13 protein-coding genes are annotated in these 17,352 nt (G+C 55.8%); 9 read left to right on the top strand and 4 right to left on the bottom strand.

What is annotated here, in order from left to right; translation table 11 throughout:
- Positions 1 to 47: 47 nt before the first annotated feature.
- The 3 genes from P8T57_RS03540 to P8T57_RS03530 form a co-directional block, all read right to left on the bottom strand.
- Positions 48 to 1,538 (bottom strand): alkaline phosphatase, encoded by a 1,491-nt coding sequence (locus P8T57_RS03540; protein WP_114094829.1) that lies wholly within the window; start codon positions 1,536 to 1,538, stop codon positions 48 to 50.
- Positions 1,539 to 1,863: 325 nt separating this feature from the next.
- Positions 1,864 to 3,777 (bottom strand): PhoX family phosphatase, encoded by a 1,914-nt coding sequence (locus P8T57_RS03535; protein WP_341364603.1) that lies wholly within the window; start codon positions 3,775 to 3,777, stop codon positions 1,864 to 1,866.
- A gap of 133 nt (positions 3,778 to 3,910) precedes the next feature.
- Positions 3,911 to 4,432: a class I SAM-dependent methyltransferase gene (locus tag P8T57_RS03530; RefSeq protein WP_341364602.1), complete on the bottom strand. Its 522-nt coding sequence runs from the start codon at positions 4,430 to 4,432 to the stop codon at positions 3,911 to 3,913.
- A 121-nt stretch (positions 4,433 to 4,553) separates the two neighbouring features.
- On the opposite strand from P8T57_RS03530, the gene P8T57_RS03525 reads away from it, so the two are divergent.
- Complete coding sequence (locus P8T57_RS03525; RefSeq protein WP_037991038.1) at positions 4,554 to 4,988, top strand: DUF1178 family protein; 435 nt, start codon at positions 4,554 to 4,556, stop codon at positions 4,986 to 4,988.
- A 68-nt stretch (positions 4,989 to 5,056) separates the two neighbouring features.
- On the opposite strand, the gene ubiG is transcribed toward P8T57_RS03525, so the two are convergent.
- Positions 5,057 to 5,821 (bottom strand): bifunctional 2-polyprenyl-6-hydroxyphenol methylase/3-demethylubiquinol 3-O-methyltransferase UbiG, encoded by a 765-nt coding sequence (gene ubiG, locus P8T57_RS03520; RefSeq protein WP_341364601.1) that lies wholly within the window; start codon positions 5,819 to 5,821, stop codon positions 5,057 to 5,059.
- Between the two features lie 430 nt (positions 5,822 to 6,251).
- On the opposite strand from ubiG, the gene P8T57_RS03515 reads away from it, so the two are divergent.
- From P8T57_RS03515 to prfA, 8 genes are all read left to right on the top strand, one after another.
- Positions 6,252 to 7,472 (top strand): aspartate kinase, encoded by a 1,221-nt coding sequence (locus P8T57_RS03515; RefSeq protein ID WP_063092370.1) that lies wholly within the window; start codon positions 6,252 to 6,254, stop codon positions 7,470 to 7,472.
- 154 nt (positions 7,473 to 7,626) lie between these two features.
- Positions 7,627 to 8,655 carry a nitronate monooxygenase gene (locus P8T57_RS03510; protein ID WP_040061073.1) on the top strand — a complete coding sequence of 343 codons (1,029 nt, stop codon included), beginning with the start codon at positions 7,627 to 7,629 and terminating at the stop codon, positions 8,653 to 8,655.
- A gap of 5 nt (positions 8,656 to 8,660) precedes the next feature.
- Positions 8,661 to 10,943: a phosphoenolpyruvate--protein phosphotransferase gene (ptsP, locus tag P8T57_RS03505; RefSeq protein ID WP_007091121.1), complete on the top strand. Its 2,283-nt coding sequence runs from the start codon at positions 8,661 to 8,663 to the stop codon at positions 10,941 to 10,943.
- Positions 10,944 to 11,110: 167 nt separating this feature from the next.
- Positions 11,111 to 12,238, top strand: coding sequence for a RodZ domain-containing protein (locus P8T57_RS03500; RefSeq protein ID WP_341364600.1), 1,128 nt, complete (start codon positions 11,111 to 11,113; stop codon positions 12,236 to 12,238).
- A 181-nt stretch (positions 12,239 to 12,419) separates the two neighbouring features.
- Positions 12,420 to 13,544: a flavodoxin-dependent (E)-4-hydroxy-3-methylbut-2-enyl-diphosphate synthase gene (gene ispG / locus P8T57_RS03495; protein WP_007091119.1), complete on the top strand. Its 1,125-nt coding sequence runs from the start codon at positions 12,420 to 12,422 to the stop codon at positions 13,542 to 13,544.
- A 127-nt stretch (positions 13,545 to 13,671) separates the two neighbouring features.
- Positions 13,672 to 14,913, top strand: a complete 1,242-nt coding sequence (gene hisS, locus P8T57_RS03490) for a histidine--tRNA ligase (protein ID WP_341364599.1) — start codon at positions 13,672 to 13,674, stop codon at positions 14,911 to 14,913.
- A 7-nt stretch (positions 14,914 to 14,920) separates the two neighbouring features.
- Complete coding sequence (gene hemA, locus P8T57_RS03485; RefSeq protein WP_341364598.1) at positions 14,921 to 16,270, top strand: glutamyl-tRNA reductase; 1,350 nt, start codon at positions 14,921 to 14,923, stop codon at positions 16,268 to 16,270.
- Positions 16,267 to 17,349: a peptide chain release factor 1 gene (gene prfA / locus P8T57_RS03480; RefSeq protein WP_341364597.1), complete on the top strand. Its 1,083-nt coding sequence runs from the start codon at positions 16,267 to 16,269 to the stop codon at positions 17,347 to 17,349. The genes hemA and prfA overlap by 4 nt, the downstream gene beginning before the upstream one ends.
- Positions 17,350 to 17,352 lie beyond the last annotated feature (3 nt).

The raw sequence follows: 17,352 nt of genomic DNA, 5'->3' as shown, positions 1-17,352 counted from the left end.
AAATGCCGACCGCAGTTTGCTGCGGTCGGCGGTATCAGACGCAAGCCTTATTTCGAAGCCATGCGGTCTTCGATTTTCGAGGCATAGGACATGACGTGATAGATGAAGTTCTGTTCAACGACACCGCTGAACAGGTGCGACCACGGGCCGTTGGCAAAGATGGCAACATCATCGCCAGCATGGGTTTCGCTGCTCATCGGGACCAGTGCCTGCTGAAGGAAGTCAATGTCGGTGGTGTCGACATTGGTCAGGTCGGCACGGACTTCGTCCTTAAGCGCACCCGGGCCGTTCATGTAGCCAAGGGTAGTGTAAGGTTTGCCGTCGTCGCCCTTTTCCTCGGAAACGCCAAGGATCGGATTGCCGCGGCTGGAATAGCCGGAAATGGTCATGGTGTGCGAGTGATCGGCCGTGACGATGATCAGGGTATCGTCAAGATTGACCTTGCCCATGGCTTCCTTGACCGCGTCGTTCAGTGCGACGGTGTCTTCAAGCGCGCGGGCCGCATTGCCTTCGTGATGGGCATGGTCGATACGACCGGCTTCAACCATCAGGAAGTAACCCTTGTCATTTTTCGACAGAATATCGATTGCCTTGCCAGTCATTTCGGCCAGGCTCGGTTCGCCAGCCGCATCTTTGGCGCGGTCGGCTTCATATTCCATGTGCGAGCGGTCAAACAGACCCAGAACATGCTTTGTCGATGCAACGTCGATCGCATCAAACTGTTCTTTGTTCCAGATGTAGGACGCGCCTTTACCCTTGGCATCAACCCATTCCGTGGTCAGATCGCGACCGTCGGAACGCTGGCCCATCTTGCCCTTGTCTTCCGGGTCTTCCATGGTTTTGTCCATGAACATGCGGCGACCGCCACCAAAGGCAACTTCCAGCCCGTCGCCCGCCGACCATTCAATCAGCTGGGCTGCGATGTCTTTGCAACCATCCGCTTTGGCAGCGTCAGAGAGGTCGCTGTCGCTTTCCCAGTTACGATCAGAGGTATGAACATAGGTTGCTGCCGGGGTCGCATGGGTCAGACGAGCGGTGGAAATCACGCCGGTCGACATGCCCTGTTCTTCGGCCTGGGCCGCAAGGCTTTTGACCGGATGGGCAAGCTGTGCCTTGCAATCGCCACGGACAACGTCCGAGCTGACGCCGATGGTGCCGTTATTCATTTTGACGCCAGCCATCATCGCCGATGCGGTCGGAGCCGAGTCTGCGATCTGTCCGTCGTGGGTATAGGTTTTGGCAAGGGCAACGTTCGGGAACTGGCCGAAGGCGAGGCTGTTGCTTTCGCCGTCCACACCGCGCTTCTGGCCTTCATAGATGCGGGCTGCGGTAACGGTCGGGATGCTCATGCCGTCGCCAACGAACAGGATGATGTTCTTGGCGCGGTTGGTGTTGGCCTGCTGTTGCAGTTTCTGCTGCAGGGTCTGCTGGGCAGCGACGAAATAAGGATCATTGGCCTGCGGCAGCATGTCAGCGGCAACAGCAACGTTCGCACACATGGCACCAGCCAGTGCGGAAGCGACAAGAAGGCGTTTCATTTCGATGTTCTCCCTTATCGAACGGAATATTCGGCTGCACTCTGCCATGCAGCGAATGGTTCTCATTTTAAGATCGATAAGGGGCGGTTTGGTGAAGCTAATGTGATTGATAGGTTACAATGTTCGGGTGAATGTATTTTGGGGCTCGAATCTTCAAGAACTGGATTTATTCCAAACTAAAGCCTTGAACAATTTGACCAATATTCCGATGTGCGAATGAACCGACATAGCAGGTAAAACAAGGACGGCGGACCGGAAATACATCCTTGCCCGCCGCCATTTTCTTCAGGACCAGCGTGTGGTCCATCAGGTGTGTTTCGTGGCCTTAGCTTGCGATTTCGCCGCCGCCCTGCTTGGTGATCGCAACTACTGACGGACGTGCCGGAACGCCGTCCTTGAAGTCCGGCCAGCGGGTGCTGGGTGCGTCATATGTCGAACCATCTGCCGGGTGCTGAACCGCGACAAACAGGGTCGTTCCGTCCGGGGTGAATTCCGGGCCGCACATTTCGGCACCTTCCGGGCAGGCAAAGAAGAATTTGGTCAGTGCACGACCGGCACCTTCAACGTCTGCGGCATGCATGCCATCTGGAATATCCGAGTTCGGCGCACCATCGGTCGAAATCCACAGGCGGCCTTTATGGTCAATCGCAAGGTTATCCGGGCAGGATACCCAGCTTTCAGCCCCTGGATGGTAAACTGCACGGTCATCGGCATTCGCCGGGTTACCACCAAGCAGGAAGATGTCCCACTTGAAGGTATCTGCGGTGTGATCGGCATCCTTGCCCATGCCGCCCGGAGGGGTGAGCTCAAGAACATGGCCATGGATGTTCGAGGCGCGCGGGTTGACGATGTTCGGCTCCTTGCGCTTCGAGTTGTTGGTAAGCATAACGTAAACCTTGCCGTTGACCGGGTTCGGTTCGACGTCTTCGGGGCGGTCCATCTGGGTCGCACCCAAAAGGTCGGCGGCGCGACGGGTTTCAATCAGAACGTCGGCCTTGCTATGGAAATCGTTTTCGGTGGTCAGCGGGCCATCACCATGGACCAACGGCATCCAGTTTACTGTGCCGTCCTCATTGAATTTGGCGACATAAAGCGTGCCGTCTTCGAGGATGTCCATGTTAGCTGCGCGGTCGTTCGGATTGTATTTTTTCGACGCGACGAATTTATAAAGATAGTCGAAACGCTGATCGTCGCCGGAATAGGCAACAACCGAGTTATCCTTGTTGACGATGACGGTTGCGCCTTCGTGTTTGAAGCGGCCAAGGGCGGTGCGTTTTTTGGGCATTGATGTCGGATCGTAGGGATCGATTTCGACCATCCAGCCGAACTTGTTCGGTTCGTTCGGTTCTTTTTCGACATTGAAACGGTCGAAATATTTGACCCATGAATACCAGCTGTCCGGCTCGATGCCGAGGCGCTTGTAGTTGCGTTCTTCGCTGGTTTTGGCGATGTCGCCCCCGAAATAGCCGTTGAAGTTTTCTTCGGCGATCAGGATGGTGCCCCACGGGGTTTTGCCGCCTGCACAGTTGTTCAGCGTGCCGATGACGCGCGTGCCGGTCGGGTCAGAACTGGTTTTCAGGCGGTCATGGCCTGCTGCCGGGCCGGTGATGACCATGTCGGTATCAAGGGCCGAAATGCGGCGCGCATAGTTTGAGCCGTCAATGACCTGCCATTTGCCATTGGTCTTTTTGACTTCGACGATGGAATGGCCGTGGGCGGCAATTTCGTGCAGGGCCTGTTCCTGTGATGCGCCCATGGCATCCTTGAGCCCCGGCCACATCATTTCCGCGTTGGTGTATTCATGGCTGACACACAGAAGGCCGTGTTCGGAATTATCCGAGCCGACCGGCAGCGGCATATAGCCGATATAGTCGCAGTTATAGCCGAACTGCTTGTTCTGGGCGGTGGCATCGACGGCACCTGGCACAAATGCCGGGGCATCGGCAGCAACCTTGTCGCCCCAGCGAATCAGGACGTCGGCATCGTAACCGTCGGCTACCGCATGGGTTTCGGTGATTTTCTGCGGGATCGATTTGAAGGTCAGGGTCGATGCGTCTTGCGCACGGGCCATGCCCGAGGTGGCGATACCTGCACCGGCGACGGCCGACGTTGCCATCAGCCCCTTGAAAAAGCCACGGCGGGAAAGGCGGGCATTGATCAGGTCGGCTACACGGGGATTGTTTGTCGGGTTCGACGGAATGTCATCGCGATCCTCGACGATTTCAAATTGTTCGGTCATGGTTTTCTCTCTCTGCCAAATGCTAAAACTAGCGCCGAGGAAGATGCCAGAAACACGCCGTTTGAATTATGACACTTGTGTTTATTTTTATTTTTATTCCAGTGTGTTACGGAATTGTTGCGGTCTGCTTTGCCTATGGTTTGCAGGCCGACTGGAATTGTTTCACAGCGAAGGGAACGGCTGCGGATGGTTTGTATTGAGGGCCCTGTTCGAATGCGTTGATTTTCCAGCCGGAAAAGGCGTTTGGCAGTTCGCCAGGGTGCAGAAGGAATTCTGGTGATCGGGGGCGGCCGAACGCTTCGTTGCCGATCATGAAGGTTTCATAAAGCAAAGTGCCACCGGATTTGATTGCATCGCGAAGATTTTCAAATAGCGGTCGGTGCAGGTAATTTACGACCACCACCAGATCAAATTGCCGGTCCCCAAGCGGCCAGGGACCAGATTCAAGATTTGCTTCGATCCACTCAATTCCGGTTTTTTCACCGGTTCCCGTATCCGACAGATCGCGATCAAGGGCTGTGACCTGCCATCCCTGATCCGCCAGCCAGAAACTGTGACGACCCTTGCCACAGGCAAGATCAAGGGCCGTTCCACCGGTCGCGGGGCAGGGTGGGGAATGACGGGTAACCCAGTCCGATGGCATTAATGATGACATTTTCATAAATCTTGGTTATTGAAGGAGCCGCCTGAAACTGGCGTTTCGGGCAGGGTGTCGCTATATCATTGATATCAAAACACCTTGCAATTGTTACGGTTTGCTTGAACAAAACAACACCATGATCCTCTTTCAGCTTAAATGCGAACATGATCACGAATTTGAAGGCTGGTTCAAAGACGGTGCCACATATGACACCCAGGCTGCCAGCGGTGAATTGTCATGCCCGTTTTGTGGGACGGCGAATGTGGGAAAGGCGTTGATGGCACCGCGTCTTCGGACGTCGCGCCAGAAAGAGGAGGCCGCCGAAAAGACCCGCCAGGTTGCCATGGCCGAAGCAACCCGCACGGCGATGGCCGAAATCCGCAAGCAGGTCGAGGAAAACTGCGAGCATGTCGGCACTAAGTTCGCCGAGGAAGCCCGCAAAATCCATTACGGCGAGACCGAAAAGCGCGGCATTTATGGCGAGGCATCGCTTAAAGAAACAGCCGAACTGATCGATGAAGGCATTGATGTTCAGGCGTTGCCATGGCTTGACGAGAGCAAGAAGAATTAGGGGCTCGATCCCGCTTTGCTCCCTTCATGCCTGATGTGCTGTCCTAAAATACGTTTTCAGCTATAGGATCAGGCTTTGGCGGGTTTTTGCGCGATCACCATGTAATTGATGTCAAGATCGCGCGGGGCGGCTGACCATTTATCGGTGATCGGGTTGTAGGTCACACCTGTGATATCCACGAGATCAAGACCGGCACCGCGCAGCAAACCCGACATTTCCGATGGTTTGACGAATTTGCGCCAGTCATGGGTGCCAGCAGGCAACCAGCGCAGGATGTATTCAGCGCCGAATTTTGCCAGTGCCAGCGATTTGATCGTCCGGTTCAGGGTGGCAACAAACATCAACCCGCCGGGTTTGAGTAACGCCGCACAGGCCTGCATGAAGAATTGCGGGTCATCGACATGTTCGATGACTTCCATATTCAGAACGATATCGAACTGCTTGCCCTCGTCGACCAGCATTTCCGGGGTGCAATTGCGATAATCAATGGCAAGGCCCGATTGCGCAGCGTGGACTTTTGCGACTTCGATATTGTTTTCGGCAGCGTCGATTGACGTCATTTTTGCGCCCATGCGTGCCAGCGGTTCGGACAGAAGACCGGCACCGCAACCGATATCGATGATTTCGACATCTTTCAGGACGTCAAGCTGGTTGGCATCGCGTCCGAGATGGGCAGCGATATTATCTCGCAGAAGCTGCAAGCGGATCGGATTGAACTTGTGCAGGGGCTTCATCGCGCCGTTCGGGTCCCACCATTTTTCGGCCATTGCGGAAAAGCGTGCGATTTCCTCGGCATTGGCGGTGCGGCTGTTATTGGCGGATGCGTGCGACATGGGCGGCTCCGATGGCGTGACGTTGATTTTCTTTGCCCTGTTTACGCGGGCGCGCCCGGCAAGGCAATAGTTTGCCGGGCATCAAGGTCCTGACGCCGGGCGAATGAGGGCTTTGTCAGCATGAGGGAAATCGAAACGTGCCTTGCGCCAATCGCATGTGTTGTCAGGGTTTTCAGGTAAGAATTCGCAGGATATTTCGCGTTTTGCGCCCTTGGGGAGGCATCTGGCGCATCAAACCCGAATAAAAAATGAATCGATGCAATTTTCCCCTGCGTTGATGCTTGTTTCCAAAAGAGTATGGCAGTATTGATAACGCCGCCCGGATCAGGTGGCGCGCCGCATTGATGGCCTGCGCCAATCGATCGAGGGCCGGATCACATGCCGTCTTCTTCGGAACTCCGATGGATGGCAAGCTTAGCGGGGATACTTCATGGCCCGTATTGTCATGAAATTCGGCGGCACATCGGTCGCCGATGTCGAAAAGATCAAGAACGTCGCCCGTCGGGTCAAATCCGAGGTCGATGCCGGGAACCAGGTGGCGGTTGTTGTTTCGGCAATGTCGGGCAAGACTAACGAACTGGTCGGCTGGGCTGATGAAATTTCGCCGATGTATGACGCGCGCGAATATGACGTGATCGTATCATCGGGCGAGCAGGTGACAGTTGGCCTGATCGCCATGGCGCTGCAAAGCATGGACGTGCCTGCACGTTCATGGCTTGGCTGGCAGATTCCGATCAAGACCGATGGCGCGCATGCCAAGGCACGTATCAAGGAAATCGATACAACCGAACTCGACAAGCGCATGAATAGCGGCGAGGTTGTCTGTGTTGCCGGTTTCCAGGGGATCGCACCTGACAACCGCATTACCACGCTGGGCCGTGGCGGTTCGGATACTTCTGCGGTGGCGCTTGCCGCGGCTCTGAAGGCGGATCGTTGCGATATCTATACCGATGTTGACGGGGTTTACACGACCGATCCGCGCATCGTGCCCAAGGCGCGCAAGATCGAAAAGATTACCTACGAAGAAATGCTGGAACTGGCATCGCTTGGTGCGAAGGTCCTTCAGACCCGTTCTGTCGAGATGGCCATGAACCATCGCGTCCGGGTACAGGTCCGCTCCTCCTTTAGTGATGCGGAAGGAACACTTGTTGTAGACGAGGACGAAATCGTGGAACAGGAAGTCGTCAGCGGGATTGCCTATAGCCGTGACGAAGCCAAGATCACCTTGGTGAAAGTCGCCGACAAACCGGGAATCGCTGCTTCTATCTTCGGCCCGCTGGCCGAGGCCAATATCAATGTCGATATGATCGTGCAGAACGTTTCAGAAGACGGTAAAAGCACCGACATGACCTTTACCGTGCCGCGCGGCGAATTCAAACGTGCGCTGTCGGTGATTGAGGGCAATTCGGCCAAGATCGGCTATAAGGAATTGCTGAGCACATCAGATGTGACCAAGGTGTCGATCATTGGTGTGGGCATGCGTTCGCACGTTGGCGTTGCGCGCAAGATGTTCGAAACGCTTGCGGAAAAAGGCATCAATATCCAGGTCATTTCGACCTCGGAAATCAAGGTAAGCGTTCTGATTGCCGAAGAATATACCGAACTGGCAGTTCGCGCGCTTCATACCGCTTATGGTCTTGATGCCGAGTAATTTAATATAATGTGACTTGCATGGCCTGTGATTAAGTCACTGTTAAATTGCGTCAATTATTACATACTAGCTGGAACTATCGGTTTCGGCCTTTATGATGAAATGGCAGGGAACCCTTGGTTTCCTGCATTTCTGCTTTGGGGTACAGAATGATATGAGAGATCCGAAATTCGATGTCGCACGCGCCCGCCTTGAAAAATTGTGGGCGGCGGGCAAGGAATTTCTGGGAACGGATTACGCCATCATGGCGGGTGCAATGTCCTGGGTTTCAGAACGTCACCTTGTGGCGGCGGTTTCAAATGGCGGTGGCTTTGGTGTGATTGCGTGCGGGTCGATGACCCCGGAATTGCTGTCGGCTGAAATCGCCGGGACCAAGGCCCTGACCAAAAAGCCGTTTGGCGTCAATCTGATTACCATGCACCCGATGCTTGATGACCTGATCGAGGTTTGCCGTGAGCATGAAGTCGGTCATGTCGTTCTGGCCGGTGGTCTGCCGTCATCGGCAGCGATCAAGAAAGCCAAGGAATTTGCCAAGGTCATCTGTTTTGCCCCGGCACTGGTTTTGGCCAAAAAACTGGTGCGCTCGGGTGCGGATGCGCTGGTGATCGAAGGCAGCGAAGCTGGTGGTCATATAGGCCCGGTTTCCCTGACGGTTCTGGCGCAGGAAATCCTGCCGGAAATGCGCGATGTTCCGGTGTTCTGTGCCGGAGGCATCGCGCGCGGCGAAGCCATTACCGGATTGCTTGAACAGGGGGCGGCCGGTGTTCAGATCGGTACGCGACTGGTATGCGCAACCGAATGTATTGCGCATCCCGATTTCAAAAAGGCCTTCATTCGTGCCAGCGCACGCGATGCGGTCACCACGGTTCAGCTTGATGAACGTTTCCCGGTTATTCCGGTACGTGCCCTTGCCAATAAGGGAACCGATGAATTCCTTGAAACCCAGCGCAAGGTAATTGCCAAATTCCGCGCCGGTGAGGTTGATCAGGGTGAAGCCCAGCTTGAGATCGAACATTTCTGGGCCGGTGCGCTTCGCCGGGCTGTTATCGATGGTGATGTCGATGGCGGATCGGTTATGGCAGGACAGTCGGTTGGTATGGTAAAGAAAGAACAACCGGTATCCGAAATTCTGGAAGAACTGGTCGAACAGGCCGTTCAGTCCCTCGTTAGAAGAGACAGTTAAACCCGATGAGCATGCCGTCCGCCGCAGTCACTGGTCCGCGACGCCTGTTAAAGCGCGTTCGCGACGTCATGGCTGGTCCGGGGACGGCAGAAGAGCGCCTTGGGCAGATCGTGACCATCATCGCCGCCGATATGGTGGCGGAGGTATGTTCGGTCTACGTGATGCGCGCGGGCGAGGTGCTGGAACTTTTCGCGACCTGCGGTCTGGCACCGGCGGCAGTTCATATGACCCGCCTTCGGGTGGGCGAGGGGATTGTCGGTTATGTGGCGGCCCATGCGCGGCCCCTTAACCTTAAAGATGCGCAAGGCCATCCGAACTTTGCTTACCGTCCGGAAACCGGCGAGGAAATCTATCATTCCATGATCGGTGTGCCGATCCTGCGTGGGGGCCGTATCATTGGCGTCCTTGCCGTGCAGAACCGGACCGAACGTCTTTATTCAGAGGACGAGCAGGAAGCGCTTGAAAACGTTGCCATGGTGCTGGCCGAAATGGTCGCCGGTGGCGAACTGGTCAGCCGCGATGAACTGATTCCGACCGACGGGATTGCGCTTTTGCCCTTGCGGCTTGGTGGGGCGCGTCTGGCACCGGGGATTGGCAAGGGCGTTGCGGTTCTTCATGAGCCGCGTATTGTCATCGACCGGATGGTATCCGATGATCCGGACGAGGAACTGACCCGGCTTCGCGACGCCATGCGCGGGCTTCAGGACCATCTCGACAAAATGCTTGAAGCTGTTGCGGGAATGGATAGCAGTGGCGGCGATGATGATCCGGGCGATATCCTTGAAGCCTATAAAATGATTGCGCAGGATACCGGGTGGCTTAACCGCATTACCGAGGCGGTCCATACCGGCCTTACGGCGGAAGCCGCGGTTCAGAAGGTTCATGATGATACCCGTGCGCGCATGGCCCAGGTCAGCGATCCGTATCTGCGCGAACGTTTGCATGATCTTGAAGATCTGGCGAACCGTCTGCTGCAGCATCTTTCGGGGCAGTATCAGTCCCCGGCCTTTGGCGAGTTGCCCGACGATATCATTCTGGTGGCGCGAAATATCGGTCCGGCGGAACTTCTGGATTATGATCATACCCGCCTGCGCGGCCTTGCTCTTGAAGAAGGGTCGCATACGTCACATGTGGCAATTGTTGCGCGTGCGCTGGATATTCCGGTGCTGGGCGGGGTTAAAGGGGTTCTCGACAAGGTCGAAACCGGTGATCCGCTGATTGTCGATGCCGACAATGCACAATTGTTCGTCCGGCCGAGTGAAGATGTCCGTTCGGTTATTGACGGTGCGCTTCGTGCGCGGGCCGAGCGCAAGGCGCTTTATGCGCAGATGCGCGATATGCCGTCCCGGACATGTGACGAGATTGATATTTCGCTGAACGTCAATGCGGGGCTTTTGATCGATGTACCCCATGTGATTGAAAGCGGCGCGGACGGGATCGGGCTTTATCGGACGGAAATTCCATTTATGGTCAGATCGGCCATGCCAGATATTGGCGATCAGACCCGGCTTTACACCCGGATCTTTGAACAGGCGGAAGGTCGTCCGGTCGTGTTTCGGACGCTTGATGTCGGGGGTGACAAATTGTTGCCCTATTGGGAGGATATGACAGAAGAGAACCCGGCGATGGGCTGGCGCTCGATCCGCATTACGCTGGATCGGCCTGCAGTGCTTGTTCATCAGTTGCGCGCGTTGATCCGGGCCGCCCATGAGCGGGACCTGTATGTCATGTTCCCGATGATTGCCGAAGTCGCAGAGTTCGACCAGGCAAGGGCGCTTCTGGATCAGCAGTTGAAACGCGAAGCAGAACGCGGCTATGTACCGAACCGGGTCGAGGTTGGCGCGATGCTGGAGGTTCCGGCGCTGATATGGCAGGCACCGGCGCTTCTGGAGCGTGTCGACTTTTTGTCGGTTGGAACCAACGACCTGCTGCAGTTCATGTTCGCTGCTGATCGTGGAAACCCGCGGTTGGAAGGGCGATATGATACACTTTCGCCAAGTGTGTTTGCATTTATGCGGCAGCTTGTCACATTGTGTGACGAACGGAATGTGCGTCTGACCATCTGCGGCGAGATGGCCGGGCGACCACTTGAAGCGATGGCCCTGATCGGATTGGGCATTCGCCGCTTGTCCATGGCACCGGCTTCTATCGGTCCTGTAAAGGAAATGGTCCGGAGTCTGAATGTGAGAAGCGTTGAAGGATATGTCCTGTCGGTGATGGGAAGTTCGACCAAGTCATTGCGATCGCGTCTTAAGGCTTTCGCAATAGATCACGGTGTAAAACTTTAAAAACAATCGCTTTTGGTGGGGATTCTGCTATTTTTATTGCTAGATCGTAACGTGGGGGTGCGGAGTTGGCGATCGGAAAGCGAAAGGAAGATCATTTGGACGAGCAATCCGGGGGGCGCTTGCGTTTCAGGCCTTTGCCTGGAAATGGGCCGTCAAATGACATTAAGATGGAAGCAGATACCGGTAATTCCGCTGACCAGACCGAGGTAGGACGCCTTTTGCGCCATACCAGGAACAGCCTTGGTCAGAGCGTGGAAGACGTTTGTCAGTTATTGCGTATCCGCAAGATTTATATCGAGGCGATCGAGAACAGCGATTATTCGGTGTTGCCCGGTGGCCCGTATGGTTTGGGCTTTGTTAAAGCCTATGCCGAACATCTCGGACTTGACGGGGCAGAAATCGTGCGGCGTTTCCGCGTGGAAAGCAATGCGCCCGCAGCCCGAAGCGAGCTTAGTTTCCCAAAACCTGTTCAGGAAAGCCGCGTTCCCGGTGGAGCGGTTCTTCTGATTGCGGCATTGCTTGGTATCGGTGCCTATGGTGGCTGGTATTACTTGTCGAGCCAGGGAAAAACGATTGCTGATCTCGTTGATCCGCTGCCTGAACGTCTTGCAAGTTATACGTCGGGTGGTGAGCAGGCCGTTCCGGAACGCAATCTTGAAAATGCGGCGGATGCCCGTGCGGCAGAAGTCGAGCCATCCGCATCCGCAGAGCAACCTGCCGAAACGGCGGAAGCGCCAGCGGATGATTCAAATGCACCTGCATCTGTCGTGACAGAACAGGAACCGGTGGAGGAAACCGCAGAAGCCCCGCAAGTGGCTGATACGGTACCGGCAGAAACACCTGCGGCACAGAACGAAGTTGCCGAAGCACCTGCCCCGACAGCGCAAGCACCGGAACAATCAACCGCACAGTCGCCGTCATCGGCACCAGTTGCACCAGCGGCGGAAACGGCTTCTGTTCCGGCAGCACCGGCTGTTGACGAAGTTGGTGGCGGGCGTGTGTTTGGTGCGGTCAATCTTGACAGCCGTGTTACCATTGAGGCGGTCGAAACCAGTTGGGTTCGCATTCGCGAAGGTGATGGCAACATCCTGCTGACCCGGATGCTGAGTGCGGGGGATACCTATCGCGTGCCCAATAAAAACGGGCTGATGCTTGAAGTCGGTAATGCCGGGGCACTTACCTACAGCATTGATGGCAAGGAAGCCTTGCCGGTCGGTGAATATGGTGCGGTGATTTCGGACTTCTCTCTTGATGTTGAGGCCCTTGAAGGGGCCGGTGTAGCACCTGCACAGTAGTGCCGGGCCCTCTCGTTATCATGAGGGCACCAAAGATTTTGAAGAAAGCGGCCATATCAGGCCGCTTTTTTTATGACAGCTTTGCAAAATCTGACGGAAAAACCGTAAGGCAACGGTTTCTAATTGGCACTTGATAAGCTATATAGTCGGCCTAGAGACACAGATTTGCTTGGAACCGGAAATGAGCGTCCGCCCTTATCGAGATATTGAACGCCGCAAAAGCCGCAAGATCCGCGTTGGTAATGTGGAAGTTGGTGGAGACGCGCCGATTTCGGTGCAGTCGATGACCAATACCCTGACCACCGATGTTGCTGCGACCGTGGATCAGATCCTGCGCCTTGAAGAAGCAGGTGCCGATATTGTTCGTGTTTCCTGCCCGGATCGGGAGTCGACCGCGGCGCTTAAGGACATCATCAAGCAGGTGCATGTCCCGATCGTCGCCGATATACATTTCCATTACAAACGTGCCATCGAAGCCGCCGAAGCCGGTGCAGCGTGCCTGCGGATCAACCCGGGCAATATCGGATCGACCGATCGTGTACGTGAAGTCGTGAAGGCGGCAAAGGATCACGGCTGTTCGATGCGTATCGGGGTCAATGCCGGGTCGCTTGAAAAGGAATTGCTGGAACGTTATGGCGAGCCCTGCCCGGAGGCGATGGTCGAAAGTGCGTTGAACCACGCCAAAATCCTTGAAGATCAGGATTTCTACGAGTTCAAGATTTCGGTCAAGGCATCGGATGTATTCCTTGCGGTTGCCGCCTATTACGGTTTGGCCGAGGCATGCGATTATCCTTTGCATCTGGGGATTACCGAGGCTGGTGGCCTTCGCGGTGGTACTGTTAAATCGGCGATTGGCATGGGCAACCTTCTGTGGGCCGGTATCGGCGATACGTTGCGTGTGTCGCTTTCGGCAGACCCGGTCGAGGAAATCCACGTTGGTTATGACATTCTGAAATCTCTGGGCCTTCGGACCCGCGGTGTGCAGATCATTTCCTGCCCGTCCTGTGCACGTCAGGGCTTTAACGTTGTCGATACCGTGGCGGAGCTTGAAAAACGGCTGGCGCACATTTCGACGCCGATTTCGTTGTCGATCATTGGCTGTATCGTCAATGGCCCAGGCGAGGCGCGTGAAACCGATATCGGGCTTACCGGTGGCGGTGGTGGAAACCACAAGATGTATATTTCCGGTCGCCCGGATCACAATATCAGCACCGAAAAAATGGTCGACCATATCGTCGAACTGGTCGAAGAACGCGCCGCCAAGATCGAAGCCGAAGAAGCGGCAAAGCTGGCCGCGGCAGAATAGCGTAGCAGAATTGACGAATTTTGGCTTTCCGCCGTCCGGGTGGAAAGCTATTTTCATGTTCATATGAATTTGGGCCGATCATTTTGGCGCAAATATCTGGAATTCAAGTTAGATCGGAGACCCCAAAGTGGCATCGCTTCAACCCGTCCGTGGCACGCATGACCTTCTGCCTGAACAGAACCGTCTGCAGGATCATATCGCGCAGGTCGCGCGCGACATCGGCGAGTTGTATGGTTACCATCGCATGACCACGCCGATCTTCGAATTTACCGATGTCTTTGCACGGACCCTTGGCGATACGTCCGATGTCGTGACAAAGGAAATGTATACGTTCGAGGATCGCGGTGGTGAACAGATCACGCTACGCCCCGAAGGGACGGCCGGAATCGCGCGCGCCTACATCTCGAACGGGATGCAGCAGATGTCACCGGTCAAGGTTTCCTACTATGGGCCGATGTTCCGTTATGAACGTCCGCAGAAAGGCCGCCAGCGCCAGTTCCATCAGATCGGTGCGGAGCTTCTGGGCGTCGAGCAGGTCGCGGGCGATATCGAAATGATCGCATACGGCGCGCATATCCTTAAAAGCCTTGGTCTTTGGGAAAGCATAACGCTTGAGCTCAATACCCTTGGCGATCCCGAAAGCCGGGCTGCGTATCGCGATGTTCTGGTCGATTATTTCAAGGGACATTTCGACAGGCTGTCGGAAGATAGCCGGGCGCGTCTTGAAAAGAACCCGCTGCGTATCCTTGATTCCAAGGATGAAGGCGACAGGGAACTTGTGGCCAACGCACCGCTATTTGCCGAATATCTGAATGAACACAGTCAGGAATTCTTCAAGTCGCTGACTGGTGGACTTGGTGATATCGGGATCGGGTATGAGTTGAACCCGCGTCTGGTGCGTGGTCTGGATTATTATTGTCATACCTGTTTCGAGTTCACGACCAACACCCTTGGTGCACAGGGCACCGTGATGGCCGGTGGCCGTTACGATGGCCTGATTTCGACCATGGGTGGCCCGCAGACGGCTGGCGTTGGCTGGGCTGCAGGTGTTGAACGTCTGGCATTGATGGTCGGTGAAGCCCCGGCAGCACCACGCCCGGTTGCGCTGATCCCGATGGGGGATGCTGCCGAGGCACGATGCCGCACGCTGGCGCAGACTTTGCGTGAGGCGGGGGTCGCGGTCGAGCTTGGCTATGCCGGTAACATGAAAAAGCGCATGAAGCGTGCGGACAAGGCCAATGCGCATCTTGCGGTTATTCTTGGCGATGACGAACTGGCCAAGGGGATTGCACAGTTGCGCGACCTTGACAGTGGCGAGCAGCAGGAAATCGCACTTGATCAGCTTGCAGGCGTAATCGGCAAAAGGTAAGTGCAGGGTGACAGACGCATTCGCGCGTGAAGAAGCCGGAGACTGGCCACTGGATCGTCTGATGGTGATCGGGACCAATCATCGGCGCTCCAGCGAGGATACGCGCGACCGTCTGTTCATCGACGAAGCCCGCCTGCCGCAGTTCCTGTCGGCGATTTTGCAGGCCCGTTTGGGTCAGGCGATCGTGGTTTCGACCTGCAACCGCACTGAAATCCATTTGCTTGCGTCCGAAGCCGAACGCGGCCGGGAACGGTTGATCGATCTTTTGGCGCTTTGGGCGGATATTGATCGCGATAAGCTGGCAAGCGAGCTTTATATCCGTTCCGGGCGTGATGCGTTGCGCCATGTGTTTGCGGTTGCCGCGTCGCTAGACAGTCTGGTGATTGGCGAGCCGGAAGTCTTCGGACAGGTCAAGGATGCCCACCGGATCGCACGGCAGCATCAGCTTGTCGGACGCGAACTGGAACTGGTCTATCAGACGGCCTATGCCATTTCCAAAAAGGTGCGCAGTCGGACGGGGATCGGGCAGGGGGCGGTTTCGATTGCCGCGGCGGCACAGTCTGTTGCGCGTGACCTGCATGGCGATATTGCCAACTGCACATTGCTTTTGGCGGGTGCGGGGGACATGGGCGAACTGATTGCCGCATCCCTTGCCGAACGCGGTATGGGTCGGGTTCTTGTGACTGATAGGCTGGCGGCACGGGCGCGTCTTGTGGCGCGCCGCCTTGATTGCCACTGGTCGGAACTTGATGATCTGGATCGCTTGTTGGCCGAGGCGGACATGGTTCTGACCGCGGGTGGATCGCGCCGCTATATTATTGACAAAACGCGCGCCCTTGCCGCAATCAAACGCAGACGATATCGGCCGGTTCTGATGATCGATACCGCCGTTCCCGGTGATATCGACCCGCAGGTTGACGAAATAGACGAAGTGTTCTTTTACCGGCTGGATGATCTTGAAAAAATTGCCGCCGAAGGGCGTGGCGGGCGTGAAGAAAAGGCCGACGAAGCCTGGGCACTGATCGAGGAAGAGGTTGAACATTTCGTCCGTGTTCGGGCCGAGCGTGCCGCGATCCCGGCGATGGCGGATTTAAGAACACATTTCGAAACGGTGCGTGATGATGCGCTGCGCGAGAGCCACGGTGATGCTGAAAAGGCAACCCGGCTTTTGATCAATAGGTTGTTGCATGCACCGACCCAAGCGCTTAAAGACCTTGCGGCAACCACGGATGGTGCGGGAACGGTCGAATGGATGAAGGCACAAAAGCTTTTGACGCGTTTGTTCGCGTTGCAGTCCGAACCGAATGGCACCAAAGCCGAACAGAATGATGACCCCCCGAAGGAGGAAAAAGAGTGAGTCTGGACCCCGGTAAACTTGATGGCGTTGTACGCCGGTTCGACGAGCTCAAATCCCTGCTGTCAGGTGGAGCGGTGGATGGTGACTCGTTTGCCAAACTGTCGCGCGAATATGCCGAGCTGTCGCCGATTGTCGAAGCGGTCGAAAAGGTCAAAAAGCTTCGCGTTGATCTAGAAGGTGCGCAGGAAATTCTTGACGATGCGGGTTCTGATCGCGATATGCGCGAAATGGCCGAAGCCGAGAAATATGAAATCCTCGACGTGCTGCCGAAGGCCGAGCATGACGTGAAGCTGATGCTTCTGCCCAAGGATGATGCGGACGAAAAGAACGCCATCCTTGAAATTCGCGCTGGTACCGGGGGCGAGGAAGCTGCCCTGTTTGCCGCCGATCTGTATCGCATGTATCAGCGTTACGCGGAAAACCGCGGCTGGAAGTTCGAGCAGATGGACGCCAATGAAAACGATCTCGGCGGATACAAGGAAGTCATCGTCAACGTATCGGGTTCGGGCGTGTTTGCGCGCCTGAAATTTGAAAGTGGCGTGCATCGGGTGCAGCGTGTGCCCGTGACCGAAGGTGGCGGGCGCATTCATACCTCGGCGGCAACCGTTGCCGTTCTGCCCGAAGCCGAGGAGGTCGACATCCATATCGATCCAAAAGATTTGCGTATCGATACCTATCGTTCGCAAGGGGCGGGTGGCCAGCACGTTAACACCACGGATAGTGCGGTGCGTATCACCCATATCCCGACCGGTGTGGTCGCTGCCAGCCAGGAAGCAAAGTCGCAGCACAAGAACAAGGAAAAGGCGATGAAGATGCTGCTTTCGCGCCTGTATGATCAGGAGCGTGAAAGCAAGGACAGCGCGCGCGCAGCCGACCGTAAATCACAGGTCGGTTCCGGGGATCGTTCGGAACGCATCCGCACCTATAACTTCCCGCAGGGGCGTGTATCGGATCATCGTATCAACCTGACCCTTTATCGACTGGATGATTTCATTACAGGTGGACCGTCGGTTGATGAAATGATTGATGCCCTGATTGCGGAAGATCAGGCCCAGAAACTGGCCGAGATCGAGAATTGATCC

The organism is Thalassospira sp. SN3W (assembly GCF_038070535.1).
GTDB classification, from domain to species: Bacteria; Pseudomonadota; Alphaproteobacteria; order Rhodospirillales; family Thalassospiraceae; genus Thalassospira; species Thalassospira xiamenensis.
This window is presented reverse-complemented; position numbering and strand designations above follow the sequence as displayed.